Here is a 15,398-nt window from a genome sequence, read left to right as displayed (position 1 = left end):
CTTCAACATCCTGCGACAGCTCCGCTTACCCGGGCGACATCCTCTTGTTCAGAGGAGATCACGATTTCACTCTCCAGATTGACCAAGGCTGTCGTGAAAGCCCCTTTTGTGCCAACAACCCGGAATTGAATGGCATCCTCGACGAAATCGATTTTTGCACCATCGTGGAGATGCGCGGCGCCGAGCGTCAGAAAGAAGTCGCCCGCCGCCAACCACATCGTGCAATCGCACGCTATCGTCAGAACATCACCGGCACGGGCTTGCCACGCCACGCCATGGCTGGTCAGGTTGGTTGCCCCCCATACGACAGTTCCCCTGCGGTCCTTGATTGCAAAACCACAGGACAGTGCCGGAATGTCCGCATCGCACCGAAACCGCATCGAAAAGCGATAGTTACTTCCACTCTGAAGGAGCGTTGCGCGCCGTCCGTGCTCATCGAATACCCCCCAATCGAGCAAACGCCCCTCACCCGATCCATATCGAACCTTCGGCGCGATCTCCTCCGCCGGCAGCTCGGAATCGTCGGCATTCTCGACGGTTCTTTGACTGATCGCGTTCTCCAGCCCCGGCGACGGCGCCTCTTCGGCCGCGGTCGCCGTGCTCGCTTCCGATTTGCCAAACAGCAGATTGTGATAGACCACCGATATCGGCCCGGCCTCGCCTTCCGCGAAGACTCGTCCGCCTTCCAGAATCAGGGCGCGATCGCAGAAAGTCGTAATCGTGTTGGTATCATGGGACACGAGCAAGATCGTCGCGTTCTTCTGCTTCAGCCGCTGGATCCAGCCGAAGCACTTCATTTGAAACCGCGCGTCGCCAACCGATAGAGCTTCGTCAACGATCAGGATATCAGGCTCGACGCTGATCGCCGTGGCGAACGTGAGACGCGCCTGCATCCCGGTCGAATAGGTCTTGAATGGCTGGTCGATCACGTCCCGCAACTCGCTAAATTCGATGATCGAATCGAGCTTGCGTTCGATTTCCGCCTTGGGCATGCCGAGGCACAGCCCACCCATGAAAATGTTCTCTCGGCCGGTGTAGTCCGGGTGAAAGCCGGTTCCCAGTTCGAGGATGGCGGTGATCCGGCCGTTGACGTCCAAATCACCCGACGAGCGCTCGAGTGTTCCAGCGATGATCTTGAGCAGCGTCGATTTTCCGGCCCCATTGCGCCCAAGAATTCCGACAATCTCTCCACGCTTGAGATCGAGATCGACGGCCTGAAGGGCCACGCGCTCGGTGTGGCGCGGAACGCGGCGAATAACTTCCACCAGCGGATCGATTGCATGCTCATAGACGCGGTACGCCTTTCGCAGCCCGCGCGCACGGATGGCGATTTCGGATCCGGTCATAGCGCGTCACCAAAGCCGTGCTGCAGGCGAGAGAATACCGCGTAGCCGATTGCCAGGCAGGAGACCGCCCCAAAGGGAAAAACAATCCAAGCCGCCGGATGTTGAAAGGCTCCGAAATAGAGCGCGTCCTGCCAGCACCAAACCTGGTAGCTGAACGGATTGAAATGGAAAACCCAATTCATCCAGCTCGGCGTCACATACGGGTTGAACAAGATGGGTTGTGCGAACAGGTTGACCGCACAGAAGATCGTCACGATGTCGCGCAAATCGCGAAAGAAGATACCGAGGGCCGATAGCATGAGAGCAACGCCGGTCATCGCAATGAGTTGGATCGCAATCAGGAACGGGACGGCCAGAACCATGAAGGTCAGGGTTCCGCTGACCGCAGCGTAGCCGATCGTGAACAGAAGCGCGATTGAGTATGGAAGCGCCGAAGCGATCGCAGTCTTGATCGGCAATACCACGACCGGAAAAATGATCTGCTTCACGAGGCTTGCATGAGCGGTCAATATCGTGGTGGAGCGCGCCAGCAAATCCTGAAACGCCAGCCAGGAGACTATTCCGATCAAGACATTGACGGCAAAATCGGGATGCCCGCCGCTGCTACCGACGCGGGTCGGGAATACGTAGGCGAACAGGAGCGAGTACATCAGCATGAGCAGCAGCGGATGGCCATAAGCCCACAGTGCGCCCAGCAGCTGTCCGGTGTGACGATCACGCAACTCACGCTTCACGAGTTCAGCAACGAGCTCGCGGTGTCCGTACACCGAACCAAGAAGTGACTGCGCCGCGATCACAGCGAGACCTCCGGATTGGCCGACAGCCACGCTTGCGCCATCAAGACATTCCACAGCGGATAGGCCCAGTTCGCGCCAGCCAGATGCGCTTGCCATCGCTCTCGGATCGGTGCGGGAGTGAACAATTCCTGGTCCTTCAATCTTTTCTCAGCCAACAATTCTTCCGCCCAGTCCCTCAGCGGTCCCCTCAGCCACTCCGCCAGCGGCACGCCAAATCCCATCTTTGGACGGTCAAGCAGTGCACGCGGGACACGGCGATAGAGCACCTCGCGCAACGCCCATTTGGCAACGCCATCGCGATACTTCATATGCCTTGGAAGGGTCCAGGAGAATTCCACGACCCGGTGATCCAGTAGCGGAACCCGCGCTTCGAGGCCGACGATCATGCTGGCGCGATCGACCTTCGTCAGAATGTCGTCAGGTAGATAGGTGAGAGTGTCGATAAGCATCATCCGGTCGAGAAAATTCGGAACGCTGGCCGGGAGATGCGTATCCCAAAGCACCCCCTTGGTCTCGGAAGCTCCGATCACCAGATCGTCCGGCGTGTGCCAATGGCTCAGCATCCCGCGATAGAGCGTGTCGGGATCACCCTCGAGAATGGCCGGGGCGTACCGTTCAACCTTCGAACCAAGACCGTTTATCCGCCAGCGGCCCGGCAGCACCTCGCCGATCTGATCCAAGGCACGCCTTGGAACAGCACGGAGACCTCGAGCCAACACATTGCGCAAAGCCCCTGGGGCGGGGCTGGCGACCTTTCGCATATCCAGCGCGTAGGCATAGCGGGAGTAGCCCGCGAACAATTCATCGCCACCATCTCCCGAAAGCACGACCTTAACATGCTGACGGGTCAGCTCGCACACCAAGGCGGTCGGCAGTTGAGAGGAGTCGGCGAACGGTTCGTCGTACCATTGCGGGAGATGCTCAACCATATCCAAGGCATGCGAGGCATCAGCATACAATTCGGTGTGGTCAGTTCCGAGATGGCGCGCGACCTCGCGCGCAAAGGGCGCCTCGTCAAATCCCTTCTCCGCAAAACCGATCGAGAATGTATTGATCTTTCGATCTGCGGTCTCTGCCATCAGCGCAGTCACGAGCGAGGAGTCTATCCCTCCCGACAACAGCGAACCAATCGGCACGTCGGCAACCAGCCGGCGCCTCACCGCATCGGACAGCAGAGCATCAAGGCGATTGATCGCCTCGCCCTCGTCGATTTTCGATTTGCCGCCTACCGACGTCTCAACGAGGCCTCTGAGATTCCAGAAACACTCAGTCGAAACTTCGCCGCCAAGCTTGGTCTTGAGCATGGTGCCCGGTTCAAGCTTGTAGGTATCCTTATAGATCGTAAAAGGCGCCGGGATATAGTTGTGGCGCATGAACGAAGCCATCGCGTTGCGATCCAGGGCTGGCGCCCAGCCCGGAACAGCGCGCAGCGCTTTCAATTCCGAGCCGAAGGTCAGCACCCCGTCAATTACGCTCCAGTAAAGCGGCTTGATTCCAAGGCGGTCGCGCACAAGAGTCAGATCGCCAGTCTGCTTGTCATAGAGCGCGATGGCGAACATGCCGATCAGGCGCGGCACCACGTTTTCGATGCCCCATTCCGCGCAGGCCTCGAGGATAATTTCAGTATCCGAGTGACCTTTGAGCCGACGATTGGTCCGCTCAAGATCGGCCGCAATCTCGTTATGGGAGTAAACCTCACCATTGTAGACGATGACGAACCGCCCACATCCCGACGTCATCGGTTGAGCGCCCGTGGGGGTCAAATCACGGATCGCCAGACGTCGGTGACCGAAGCCCACACCTCGTTCGCTGTCGAGCCAAGTGCCGCGCGAATCCGGCCCACGATATGCAAGGCTATCGGTCATTTCGTCGAGGACCCGCTGCGATAGAGGCCCGCGGCCGCCTGGCCGAAGTCGCATGAAACCCGCAATGCCGCACATTACTGCGCCCCTCTCCCCCTGGCCGTAGACACTGTTCAGATCACTGAAAAAAGCAGAGCAGCAAGGAACGTGTATTTGACGCAATCATTGCGCTGCATCCTGATGCTCCCGGTGATTCAAGCCCAGCAAGCTTGGAGCCAGTACACGGCCTGGTCCGTAGAGGCGTACCGCTTCATCGAAAGCCCGACTGGGATTGGCTACATCGGTGATCATCACAGCATCAAATGGAATGGCAACACGATCGTAGCCAGCAACGACCTGGACCCCGACGAAACGCGTGTCGCCTGCATTTTCATCAACAATTGCGACGATCGAGACACCGCAATCGACAGCCGACAGCATGGCAATCTCGGCCAAGTCCGACCTTCCACAAAGCACCAGATTCTGGAAATGCTGCGCCTTCGCCAATTGAAGGACCTGCGCACAATCGGCCTTGGCCTGACGAAAAAACGAGAAAGAGGACGACAGATATTCCACGGTCAGGCGCGATTTCTCAGCGAAGCCCTTTGGCGTCAGGTAATAGGCGTAGCGACGCGCCGGCGCCTGGCTGACTTTGACAAGGCCCTTCTTGATGCATCGCTTGAGGTAGGCGTTAACGAGGCCAAGCGCGATACCAAGCTCCTCCGCAATGCGGCGCTGCGATTGCGCGCCATCATCGACGGAATTCAGCAAATTAAGGACGATCCGTTCATCCTCCCCGCTAGAATCCGGCAACGTGTGGTCCATTGAGACTCCCCCTCCGCCGGCGACAGATAGTCCGTTCATGCCGTGAACGTCAAGTCGAACGTTCACGATGTGAACAATTCAATCCATTGAATTTGTTGAAGAATTTTATGGCTAGCTAATTGAGCCTGCAAATTGGCATGTTCGGACGGGCGCCTTTTCTTAGCCTGGATGCAAATGCCCACTCACTACGGCGTACCGATAGTATTCGCTCGGCGCTGCCACCGGCCGCGTTCGAACGCCGCCAAATGGACTGACCATACCCCTGCCCCCAGTAGTTGCGTTCGATGAATAACATTCCAGAGTGCGCTGACCGCAATGTCGACGAACAACGACGCCTCGGAATGAGCGGTCACCACATCCGATAGGTGCCTGTACTGGGCGGTTGGAGCTTGCGCAAATCAAGAGCAACCGCGTCGAATCGTCCGCGCAGCAGCAGCCGGCTGCTGTGATAGACCCAGGCGGCACAAGCAGCGCATCGCTCGAACTTCGTACCCATCTGATGATGTTGCACCCGAACCATGCGGCAGGCCGCCGCACTGCTGGTGGACGTGCGTCATCCCGTGGTATGACTGCGGCCCTTCGTGACGTTGGCGACGATGCTGATGGCCTACTTGCGGTCCTGCCGCTCCCTTCGAGACGACACAGATTTTTCATGCTCCCGATTACCCATGACATCCGGGCTTCCGACAATCCTGCTTCGACTGATCAATGAATCCCCTAGAAATCAAGCTGAAGGGTCGCATCCTCTACATCGCTAACGAGGACTGGGCGTTCTTGCTCAATCGCCTGCCAATGGCGCGGGCAGCGCGTGACGCCGGCCTTGAGGTTCATGTGGCGACCAATGTAAGCAGCGGCGCCGCCTCCATCAAGGCGGAGGACTTTGTACTTCACCAGATCCCCTTCCAACGTGGTCAACGGGCGATGCTCACGGCTGCTGCGGCGCTGAAAGCTATCCGGGAGGTGGAGCGCGCGATCAAGCCAAGCATCGTGCACCATTCCGGGGTGCAATGCTGCGTCTTTGGTTCGCTGGCTGCGCTCGACCGGGGATTCCCCGTCGTCAATGCGATCACCGGGCTCGGCTATATCTTCACGTCATCGAGTTCGCAGTCACGTCTGCTGAAGCGCGTCCTGACCCGACTGCTGCCTTGGCTGCTCAATCGAAATCGCAGCTACACAATCGTGCAAAATCCCGACGACCGCGAGGCGCTGATGGCGCTCGGTGCCAAGCCCGACCGCATGACGTTGATTCCGGGATCTGGCGTTGATGATGAATCATTGCAGCCGCTACCTGAGCCGGCAGGCCCGATCACGATCGGATTCGCGGGGCGGCTGCTGGTCGACAAAGGCATCCGCACTCTGGTTCGCGCCCACGGTCTACTGCGCGATCAAGGACACGATATCAACCTTATCATCGCAGGAAATCCTGACCCGGCGAATCCATCGTCCGTGTCACACGAAGAGATCGAAGCCTGGATCGCACGACCGGGCATCACGTGGCTCGGGCACATCGACAACATCGCCTCGCTGTGGCGCGCTTCACACATCGCGGCATTGCCTTCGTATCGTGAAGGGCTTCCGGGATCGTTGATGGAAGCAGCCGCCTGCGGCAGGCCCCTGATTGCGACGGACACGCCTGGCTGCCGCGAGATTGTGCTTGCTGATCAAACCGGCCTCTTGGTACCACTCGAGGACCCAATAGCCCTGGCAAGCGCAATTCTGCGGCTTGCTGAAGCGCCTGAGTTGCGGGCGAGGTTCGGTGCTGCGGCGAGACGACGCGTGTCGGAGCGATTCTCTGCAAGGATCATCGGCTACACGATCACTCAGCTCTACGGTGACATATTGGCGCGCAGTGAGACACCACTGACCGCTTCGAACGCCCGAACCGATCGATAACCGCGACCTCGCCGATCGCGGCCCACTGAACAAGCGAACTGACGCAGCCGGCGTCAAAGCGATGTCCCTCACTGGCTGCGGCCAACGTGTCGTGCCGTGCTTGATATCACCACTATTCTCCGGGCTCCAGCGCCGGCGGCCGGCCTGTGAATGCGGCAGTTGCCAAGGAAATCTCATGAACTCCTCCATGGGACTCGCCCACAGAAACGCCCGCGCAAGCGGAGGCTGGCTGAATTGCTTTGCTGCTCGTTCGACAATTGGCGACTTGTCAACCTGCTTCCTAGTGTTTACAGGACAACGCAATCGTCAAGCACGACCAGAGAGTTCCGCTCTGGAAGCAACTCGGCTCACTCGAAATCTTGGGTGCCTTCGGTCCTGGGACCAGCCATACCTGTGATGACCGGGAGAGCCCAAGCGAACGAAGCAAGCACGGCGTCGCCGCGGAATTGCGGCGCGGTTCGTTGATCCGGCCCAGCCGCGCAGCGGCGCCGGCCGAACTCAAGATACGCTGCACCATGTTCGCAAGGCTCCGCATCCGCGAAAGATGACGAACGTCATCACGGCAATTGTTGGCAATTGTTGCTTCGTTGAGATAACAGAGGCTTACTCTTGGCACCAAGCAGGTTAAGTTCTCGAATCTTCGAATCCGCAGGCCGCCAGCCACACTCACCGGCCGCGTATGACCTGCAACGGGACTGGCAGCATGAATACGAACGAGATCGCGGTAGCGGGCAAGATTTCAACGCGCGTGAGCTTGGGCGTATTGATCAGCTTCCATATCGTCGCCTGCTGCATCTCGCTCGGCTATCTCAGCCGCAGCTACGGCAACTTCCATATTTTTTATGATGCCGAACTGCTCAACGGGGCGATTGCAACGATCGCCGCGTTTGCTGCTCTCTCCTACCTTTTCCTCCTCGTTCCATTCAGCTTTGGTTATTTTCTCAGCTTTTATTTTTACACCATGATCCTTGGATACCTCTGGCTAAATTGTTTCTCCCGCTTCGAGTACAATCACTGGCTCAGCGGAGCCTCTGCCGTCGCGTCCATGATAGCATTCATGGCGCCATCACTCCTCGTGACATCTCCGATCCGACGAGTGTTCACGATTAGCGAAACAACCTTCTACCGCGCATTGACAATTATCTTGGCAGTCGGCGTGGCCACGATCCTGATAGCCGCAAGCTATAGCTTCAAAATGGTCTCGCTCGGGCAGATGTACGACTTCCGCGACAAGATCAACATGCCCTCCCCGCTCGTCTACTGCATTGGCGTCGTTTCGAACGCCCTGTTGCCCTTCACCTTTGCCTGCTTTGTGGAGCGGCGGAATTACTGGCGAGCTGGACTGACGCTTGTCCTATTGCTGCTTGTCTACCCAATCACGCTCAACAAGATCGCGTTCTTCACACCAGTGTGGCTTCTGGCCATGGCTGTACTGACGCGCCTGCTCGATTGCCGAATTGCAGTTGTGCTCTCGCTATTCGTACCGCTGATTATCGGCGTCGTCTTGTACGCCATCCTCGGCATAAGCGACACGCGCTATCTCGATATCGTCAATCTTCGAATGATTGCTACGCCTTCAAATGCGATGGATATCTACAACGACTTCTTCTTCAACCACCCTCTCACATCCTTCTGCCAGATTACATTTGTCAAAACCCTCGTCTCTTGTCCCTATCCGGTTCAGTTGGGAGAAGTGATGCAGCAGGCCTACCGGCTCGGTAATTTCAATGCCTCCCTTTTCGCGACCGAAGGGATCGCTTCGGTCGGCGTTCTCCTGGCGCCGATCCCGGTTTTGGCATGCGGACTTGTAATCGCTCTCGTCAATCGATTTTCCTCGGGCCTTCCTCCTCGCTTCGTCCTTGTATCTGGTGCGATCCTTCCTCAGATCCTCTTGAACGTGCCATTCACGACAACCCTCCTCTCTCACGGCGCCGCCGTACTTTTTCTGCTATGGTATCTGACGCCGCGCTCAGTCTTTGCATCGCAGAGTGGGTCTGTCGCCGTCGAGAGGAAGCTTGAAGAGCACCTCGCATGACCATCAAGCGGTCGATGTTGGTTAGCGATCGCATTTGGTGCGAGCCAACACTGCATTTTGCCCTGATCCACGCCGCATCCTGATCTGCAAACTGGACACGACATGTCGAAGCGATTTCAGCGGAGGCTCGTTCTCGCGACCATTTTTGGAGCGATCTTATACATTCCGCTCGGGCTCTACCTCGATACGCTTCCGCCTTGGCGTGAGCCGGACCCGGGCCTCATCCGCCCGCCATTCAAACATTTTGGCGGCAACGCTTGGCAATATCTGACACTTATCCCAGGCGCCGTCTCGGACAGCAATGAGGCACCCAGTCGGTCTCGGCTTGAAGTGACAGAAGATCGTCACGCTCTCGGACCAGCTCATACGACGCACGTCGATATCGCCGAGAAAGGAAACGGACGATACTCTCATTGGCAATCGTCCTTGATTTTCTCGACGAGCGACAACAGCGACCCGAATACAAACGGGCGAGCCTACCGAGTCATTGATCCAGACGCGAAGGACCCCTTCGTTTCGCTCCGAATTCCTCATCGTCCAAGTTTGTTGAGCCGGCTATTCCCATCGAGGTTCGATCACTGAACCGCTCGCCCCTCCAACTTGCGCGTTTTGCATATGGAAGCAGATATTCACGAGCGGTCAGAACACGAGGTGACCAAGAAGCGGATCGAGCGATCTTTGACCGAACACCAAAAGCAGCGCACGGAGCCAGCAAGATCAGTCCTATTGCGATTGCATTGGCATAGTGGAAAACGACGTCCTGCATGTTCTCAATGTGCAAAACGTACTCGGGATTCAAATAGTCCTCATTGTCGGATCGACTCGATACGTAGCGGTAGATCTCGTTGGCGTTCGCCCAACCTGCTTTTGTGTACTTCGCGGCAATCTCCGCTCGCAAGACGCCGCGCCGCACGTCGTACCTGTAAGCCGAAATCCCATAGTCTGGATCAACCAGGTAGTCGTGCCCACCGGCAGCAAACTTTACGAGCACATGGCCACCGACACCAAACGCCCACGCTTGAATTCCATTTTTGCGAAGAATCTCGGAAGTGATCACTGCGCGCTGGCCACAGAAGCCGCATATCAGCGTACGTTTCCGAAGAAGGCCCTCGCTCCAAATTAGGCTCGCGTCGATTAGTGCTAACTGAGCAAGAGTTGCAGAAAGAACACGCTCAATCGGTGTCAACGAGAAGTCGCCCGGTTCGCAGTTGTAGCTAGTGTAGTGCACCGCGAGCGCGATCCGGTTCGCGTAGGCGACATCGTCGGTCTCAGAAGGACGTCGGATGAGTTCGGCGTCCGGAATCTCGCTAAGTGTGCGCCCGCTCACATAGTCGTATCCGGGTACACCAACTTGCCTGCCTCGCGATTGCCTAGGCAGAAGCTGCGAAGCAGAGACGGCCACCAGCAAGATAGCGACGACGGTCCGCAGCAGGGTCGGCCTTCTGAGCCTCGGCAGGGTCCTCAGCCAGTTCATCGCCGGCGACGCTCTTTGTTGGGGGCGCTCTTAAGCTCCGTACTGCACCCGCATGAGACGCAAGACGCTTCTTGTGCTTGAACACATTATTTTCAAACGGTGAAAGCGTGAATAGCTCAATTGAGCTATTCACCGTGCAGAATTGGCCAGCCAGAAACCTACAGAAACACTGGTGCAATCTGAAACCCAAGAACCACATTGGCTAACCAGGTGACGGAGCGCTTGGTGACTCTGCCGGCGCGCTTGGAAAATCGTGGAGGGCTAGCAGGCAGCAAGGATTGCTGCCGAGCGCAACTCAAATATCAATCGATGAAGGGCAAGCTATCTTCCTGAATTGCGAAGCTCAGCAGCGTCTATGGCCGGCTCGGCGATCATGGTGGTCGCTTATGAGGTAGCGTGGGGTCACGTCTTGCCGCCCCCAGGAAGCTGGCCTTCAACTCACGGCGGTTTGCCGGATAGCGTCCGAAAAGCTTCGCGCGAACGCACGGACATTGTCGTCCTGATGCGGGACAATGTTTCGTACCGTCGGAGGGCTATTCATCTCCGAAATCTGCATCAGATGATCCGCCAGCGCGACCGGGTCATCGACGCCGAAATAGCGGGCGGCACCTGAGGTCTGCTCGCGGTGCACGTCGATATCCGACAGGATCACTGGAACGCCAAACGACTTCGCCTCCTCGACGGTCGTGCTCCAGCCCTCGAAGCGCGATGGGTTGATCAGGGCTGTTGAAGCGCGCAGCAGCGCGTAGACATGCGGCAGCGGGATAACGCCAAGGTGGCGGAACTGCGCTTCAAGGCCGCGTTTTTGGATCTCGGAGTTTACCAGATCATAGTAGCCCGGCTCGCGCCGGTCTTCCTTGCTGCCGGATGCACAGATCACCACGTCGATCGCCCGCCCCTTCAGGATCGTCAAGGCGTCGACGACGAGCTGGTGGTTCTTGTGGCGATAAAACTGATTGGGCAGGTAGAAATAGTTCGCTGGCAGATTATATTCCGCGATTACGTCCGACGGGTCGGTGTTCAGGAACGCGGCCGGTGGCTGGGTCGCGAAGCGAACGACGCAGACCTTGTTTCTTGCGCCTGGATAGTAGGCCTTGAAATCACGCAGCGCGCTCTCGCTGCTCAGCATGATGGTTCGGCCCGAGGCGATTTGCATGCGAAAGCCAAGCTCGCGGCGCCAGCGTGCCGTCGTTGGAAACAGTTGCGGCAGCGAGCGGTGCTGCAGATCCGGAATCCACGCCACTGCCGGATGCGCGAGCCGCCAACCAAAGAAACGTGCCGATTCGACGACGACATCAATCCCGGCGCCTCGAAACGCCGCCGCGGCTCCCCGATCCAGACCGATCCCGAGTGCCGCGGCCAACCCTGGCTGTCCATCGAATGCCTCCGATCGAACGACCTCGACACCCGGTATTGCGGCAAGCTCCGCGAGCTCATTCTCCTCGGCCCTGTTCCCGGCAAAGACGATCGGAACAAATTCGCCGGGCAGAAACCTGGCAAGCGCCGCAAACAGATTGCGCTGATAATTGTAGCCGCCGGCCCATAGCCGTCGCGAAATGTGACTGAACGCGAACCGCAATGGGCGCGGCGTCACGAAGCTTGGCCCTTGAACCACGCCACGTAATCGGCAAGGCCCTGATCGAGCGAAACGCGCCAATCGAACCCGACCTGACGCAGCATTGCATCGTCGGCCAACAGGCTCACGGGATCACCGGGCCGGCTCACTCCGGAGTGCCGCACAACGGTGTTGCTGCCCCACTGCCGGATAAGGCCGGCGGCGATATCGGCAACGCTGGTCCCTCGGCCTGAACCGCCATTGATGACCCGGAAGCTCTCTTGCGACGGGTCCGCGACGCTCGCAAGCAGCCTCGCGACATCGCGCACGTCGGTCCAGTCGCGGATTTCGTTGCCCGTCCCGCCGAGCGTGAGCACCTGCTCCCTCGCTTCCAGCCGTGAGCAGATGTCCCAGAGCAATTGTTTGCGCAAATTGGGGCCATAGACCGAGAACAGCCGCACGATGGTGCAGCGGATGCCAAACGACTGCGCGTAGCTCCGGCACAATTGCTCCATCATGAACTTGTGCTGCCCATAGGGCGACATCGGAGTCGGGATGACACTTTCAGGGATTGGGCCAAAATGGTCGGCGCCATAAACGGCCGCACTCGACGCCGCGATCACTGCGCAGTTCGGCGCGGATCCGCGTAGCCATTCGAGCAGCCGCGCCGTGCTCACGACAGTCCGCGAGAAATCCTCGAATGGGCGTTCGATCGAGACGCCGACGGACGATGCGCCGGCCAGATGAAAGACGTGCGTCGGCAGCCCGTGCGCAGCCGCAAGCGCGTTAAGATTGGCCGCGTCGATTTCACCATTGGTCCAGCTCGCCAAGCCAAGCCGCCGGGCTTCCGCTGCGTCAAGCGCCCCGTGTCCGACGCCATGCACCGCACGGTCCGCCCCCGCCAACGCGTGCGCGAGATAGCGGCCGATGAATCCTTTCGCGCCTGTAACCCAGACGATCATCCTCAGGCCTTGCGACAGACAAAGGAGTAGAGCCGGCCCGGCCGATTGTCGAAACGTTCGGCCATCGATAGCAGCGAGATAAAGATCGAGCGTGACCCGAGCGCGGTTCGCCACAGCGGCGCCACTGGAATCTTCTGCGTCAGCTTCGTCACGATCGCCGTCCTCAGGCTCTCCAGCGTATAGGGAAACAGGTTGATCGGGCTTTGGAGCGGCGCCAGTGTGTCGACCGAGGAAAATCCTGCGGTGGCCAGCGCGCCGGTGTAGCGATCGAGCAGGAAGGCATGCTCGCCGCCGTAAAGGTGGTGCAACGGATGCTGTGCAAGGAACTGCGGAAGATCGGCCTCCTTGCTGATGACGTGCTCGCGCGCCGCGATCATCATGCCGCCGGGGCGCAGCACGCGAAACATCTCCCGGCACGCGCCCTCGAGATCGCGCGTGTGATGCAGCACGGCCCGGGCAAAGACGAGATCGAACGTCGCATCGGCGAACGGCAACCGCTCGGAAAACTCCTCAACCACCTGGATCGGCAATTGCGCCTGTTGCGCCAGCCCCCGGATCGCCGCAGCCCCCACGATTGCGCTGGGATCCGGCTCGAGCGCCGTCACGGCAAAGCCGCTTCGGGCAAGCGCGTAGCTTGCAATGCCACGGCCGGCGCCGACGTCGAGTGCGGTGCCGGTCCGGCCAGCCAGCAGCGCGGCGACCGCCTGCCACTCGGAGCTCAGGAAATAGCGTTCAGCAGCGCCAGCCAGGGGATCGTCGTAAAATGCGTCGAGCACAAGCTGGCCCTGGTCGGGCTGATTGCGCAGCCAGACGACCGCTTCCTCCCAGGTGGCAAACTTGCGCTCACCGCTCATCGGGGCCAAGCTCCCTTACCTGCACGGCCGGATTGCCCGCCACGATCGAAAACGCTGCGACGTCCTTCGTCACGACCGCGCCGGCCGCGACGATAGCGCCCTGCCCGACCGTCACTCCGCGCAACACCATCGCACCCGCTCCGATCCAAGCGTCATCGCCAATTCTAACCGGGCTCTCGTTAAGCGAGATATCGCTCGGATGCCCACGCGTGAAAATCTGCTGGACCTGCCGGTGCCGCTCCGCCGCGCGCAGCGGATGCGTGAGATTGTCGAAGACATTTGCCGAATGCGAGATCAAAACGCGGTTGCCGATCTCGATCGAGGCAGCAGACCAGATCCGGGTTCCCTCTCCGACGTAGCACCACTCGCCGATTCTCAGCTCGCCACCGTGCGCGAAGGTCATCAACTCCCCGCGGATGATGCTATTTTCGCCAATGACAATCCGATCGCTGTCGCGACGAGTGTTGCGGATGCGCGCAGTCCGCATCAATTTCGCGCCCGCTCCAAGCCGGCACGTCGCACGCCCCACCAGCCGCTGCAGGCAATAGTCGAGATTCATTTGCTCAGCTCGATCTACGCAAAGGCGTCAGCATGGTTTGCTCTCTCGTCGAACGCCCGCGTGCGGGTCAAACGGACTTGCATCGGAAACATCGCCTCCCACCGCCGCGTAACCTGTACAATGCGGCAGGGCAAGCGGGACGGCCACCCTGCACCGTCTAGCACGGCTCAATCCGCGCGACGAGATCGATAAACTGGGCCCATTGCGAGGCCTTGCTGTAGGTCTCCTGCACGCGGCGCCGGCCGGAACCAGCGATCCCGGCCCATTGCGGCCAATCCTGCAGGCTGCTTGAAATCGTGGCGGCGGCCTTTTCCGGCGCGTCGTAGGTACGCATCGTGACCCCGTCCCGCATCGCCTCCGGATAATTACCGGCATCCGACACCAGCAGCGACCCGCACCCCATCGCCTCGAAGCAGCGCATGTTGCCGCGATCGTTGCCGGCCATGTCGATTGCACCGTTGAGCACGATCTTCGCCGATCCGAACAGCTCGTAGAGGTCCCGGCCGAACAGCGGCATCCTTGCGATTCGCGCGATGGCGTCGGGGCGGCGGTGCTTCCCCAGCGGCAGCAATCGCCCGACCGCGCTCTCGGCAAGCCGTGTCAGCCGCGAGGCATCGAGGCAGAACACGATGTTGCGATTGGTCGCCAGGGCGGCGACCTGTTCGAGGGTCCTGCCCCGCGCGCTATGATGCCGCGAATATCCCCCGACAAACGCCACGTCGATCGGCCGTTCGCCGTGGCCGTACTGCTCCATGACGGGGTCGATCGCGGGAAAGAAGAGCTCCGCCCGGCACCCCTTGCTGCGCCACGCCTCGAGGATCGAGGGGAAGTTTCCAAGCACCGCGCCATAGGCGGTGAGATCAGCATTTCCGGAAGGCGCGGCGCGCCAGCACAGCGTCTTCTTCACGCAGCCGGGAAGCTTGGCGACAAACGCACTCGGATAGCGCACCGGATCGAGATTGTAGAACACCTCGGTTCTATGATGCTCGATCTGCGCGAGCAGAATGGCCTCGAGCGTCGGCGATTCCTTCATGCCCTGCTCACGCGCCCACTGGCGCTGCAGCACTTCGTCGTCGCCATTCGTGAAGAAGGCTTCAGCTGCGCCGTCGAGCACGGGCTTGAGAAAATGCGCGGCGCCAAACCGATCGTGCAGAAACACGTCGCGGCGCGCGTCGAAACTTGACGCCTTTGCCGCGAGCTGGTTCAGCCTCGGCAAATAGGACGGATAGAGACCGCTATTCTGGAACAGACGCATTG

At 59.4% G+C, this 15,398-nt stretch carries 12 protein-coding genes; 2 read left to right on the top strand and 10 right to left on the bottom strand.

Annotated elements, in window-relative coordinates:
• Positions 1-2: 2 nt before the first annotated feature.
• The 4 genes from J2R80_RS21920 to J2R80_RS21905 form a co-directional block, all read right to left on the bottom strand.
• Positions 3-1,346, bottom strand: a complete 1,344-nt coding sequence (locus tag J2R80_RS21920) for an ABC transporter ATP-binding protein (protein WP_253607795.1) — start codon at positions 1,344-1,346, stop codon at positions 3-5.
• Complete coding sequence (locus J2R80_RS21915) at positions 1,343-2,143, bottom strand: ABC transporter permease (protein WP_253607794.1); 801 nt, start codon at positions 2,141-2,143, stop codon at positions 1,343-1,345. Before J2R80_RS21915 ends, J2R80_RS21920 begins: the two co-directional genes overlap by 4 nt.
• Positions 2,140-4,083 carry an asparagine synthase (glutamine-hydrolyzing) gene (asnB, locus tag J2R80_RS21910; protein WP_256527859.1) on the bottom strand — a complete coding sequence of 648 codons (1,944 nt, stop codon included), beginning with the start codon at positions 4,081-4,083 and terminating at the stop codon, positions 2,140-2,142. The genes J2R80_RS21915 and asnB overlap by 4 nt, the downstream gene beginning before the upstream one ends.
• Before the next feature lie 84 nt (positions 4,084-4,167).
• Entirely contained in the window at positions 4,168-4,809 is a 642-nt protein-coding gene (locus J2R80_RS21905; protein WP_253607793.1) for a winged helix-turn-helix transcriptional regulator, read from the bottom strand.
• A 708-nt stretch (positions 4,810-5,517) separates the two neighbouring features.
• Between J2R80_RS21905 and J2R80_RS21900 the strand changes: the two genes are divergently transcribed.
• Both J2R80_RS21900 and J2R80_RS21895 read left to right on the top strand, forming a co-directional pair.
• Entirely contained in the window at positions 5,518-6,702 is a 1,185-nt protein-coding gene (locus tag J2R80_RS21900) for a glycosyltransferase family 4 protein (RefSeq protein WP_253607792.1), read from the top strand.
• A 703-nt stretch (positions 6,703-7,405) separates the two neighbouring features.
• Positions 7,406-8,737, top strand: a complete 1,332-nt coding sequence (locus J2R80_RS21895; RefSeq protein WP_253607791.1) for a hypothetical protein — start codon at positions 7,406-7,408, stop codon at positions 8,735-8,737.
• Between the two features lie 484 nt (positions 8,738-9,221).
• Here the strand turns inward: J2R80_RS21895 and J2R80_RS21890 are convergent, their stop codons facing one another.
• From J2R80_RS21890 to J2R80_RS21865, 6 genes are all read right to left on the bottom strand, one after another.
• A complete protein-coding gene (locus J2R80_RS21890; protein ID WP_253639387.1) occupies positions 9,222-10,211 on the bottom strand; it encodes a hypothetical protein in 990 nt (329 codons plus the stop codon).
• Between the two features lie 433 nt (positions 10,212-10,644).
• The gene (locus J2R80_RS21885) at positions 10,645-11,805 is read right to left on the bottom strand and encodes a glycosyltransferase family 1 protein (RefSeq protein WP_253589792.1); all 1,161 of its coding nucleotides are present in this window, start codon (positions 11,803-11,805) and stop codon (positions 10,645-10,647) included.
• Entirely contained in the window at positions 11,802-12,728 is a 927-nt protein-coding gene (locus tag J2R80_RS21880; RefSeq protein WP_253589791.1) for an NAD(P)-dependent oxidoreductase, read from the bottom strand. The genes J2R80_RS21885 and J2R80_RS21880 overlap by 4 nt, the downstream gene beginning before the upstream one ends.
• Positions 12,729-12,730: 2 nt before the next feature.
• Positions 12,731-13,582, bottom strand: a complete 852-nt coding sequence (locus J2R80_RS21875) for a class I SAM-dependent methyltransferase (protein WP_253589790.1) — start codon at positions 13,580-13,582, stop codon at positions 12,731-12,733.
• The gene (locus tag J2R80_RS21870; protein WP_253589789.1) at positions 13,572-14,141 is read right to left on the bottom strand and encodes a DapH/DapD/GlmU-related protein; all 570 of its coding nucleotides are present in this window, start codon (positions 14,139-14,141) and stop codon (positions 13,572-13,574) included. The genes J2R80_RS21875 and J2R80_RS21870 overlap by 11 nt, the downstream gene beginning before the upstream one ends.
• Positions 14,142-14,298: 157 nt before the next feature.
• Complete coding sequence (locus J2R80_RS21865) at positions 14,299-15,396, bottom strand: glycosyltransferase (RefSeq protein WP_253639386.1); 1,098 nt, start codon at positions 15,394-15,396, stop codon at positions 14,299-14,301.
• Positions 15,397-15,398: the final 2 nt, after the last annotated feature.

The sequence above is a fragment of the Bradyrhizobium sp. USDA 4541 genome (assembly GCF_024171085.1).
Classification (GTDB): Bacteria; Pseudomonadota; Alphaproteobacteria; order Rhizobiales; family Xanthobacteraceae; genus Bradyrhizobium; species Bradyrhizobium australafricanum.
This window is presented reverse-complemented; position numbering and strand designations above follow the sequence as displayed.

Bases quoted from the DNA above. Each gene is read 5' to 3' on its own strand.
- J2R80_RS21920 (WP_253607795.1), bottom strand. From the start codon at position 1,346: ATGACCGGATCCGAAATCGCCATCCGTGCGCGCGGGCTGCGAAAGGCG.
- asnB (WP_256527859.1), bottom strand. From the start codon at position 4,083: ATGTGCGGCATTGCGGGTTTCATGCGACTTCGGCCAGGCGGCCGCGGG.
- J2R80_RS21905 (WP_253607793.1), bottom strand. From the start codon at position 4,809: ATGGACCACACGTTGCCGGATTCTAGCGGGGAGGATGAACGGATCGTC.
- J2R80_RS21900 (WP_253607792.1), top strand. From the start codon at position 5,518: ATGAATCCCCTAGAAATCAAGCTGAAGGGTCGCATCCTCTACATCGCT.
- J2R80_RS21895 (WP_253607791.1), top strand. From the start codon at position 7,406: ATGAATACGAACGAGATCGCGGTAGCGGGCAAGATTTCAACGCGCGTG.
- J2R80_RS21890 (WP_253639387.1), bottom strand. From the start codon at position 10,211: ATGAACTGGCTGAGGACCCTGCCGAGGCTCAGAAGGCCGACCCTGCTG.
- J2R80_RS21880 (WP_253589791.1), bottom strand. From the start codon at position 12,728: ATGATCGTCTGGGTTACAGGCGCGAAAGGATTCATCGGCCGCTATCTC.
- J2R80_RS21875 (WP_253589790.1), bottom strand. From the start codon at position 13,582: ATGAGCGGTGAGCGCAAGTTTGCCACCTGGGAGGAAGCGGTCGTCTGG.
- J2R80_RS21870 (WP_253589789.1), bottom strand. From the start codon at position 14,141: ATGAATCTCGACTATTGCCTGCAGCGGCTGGTGGGGCGTGCGACGTGC.
- J2R80_RS21865 (WP_253639386.1), bottom strand. From the start codon at position 15,396: ATGCGTCTGTTCCAGAATAGCGGTCTCTATCCGTCCTATTTGCCGAGG.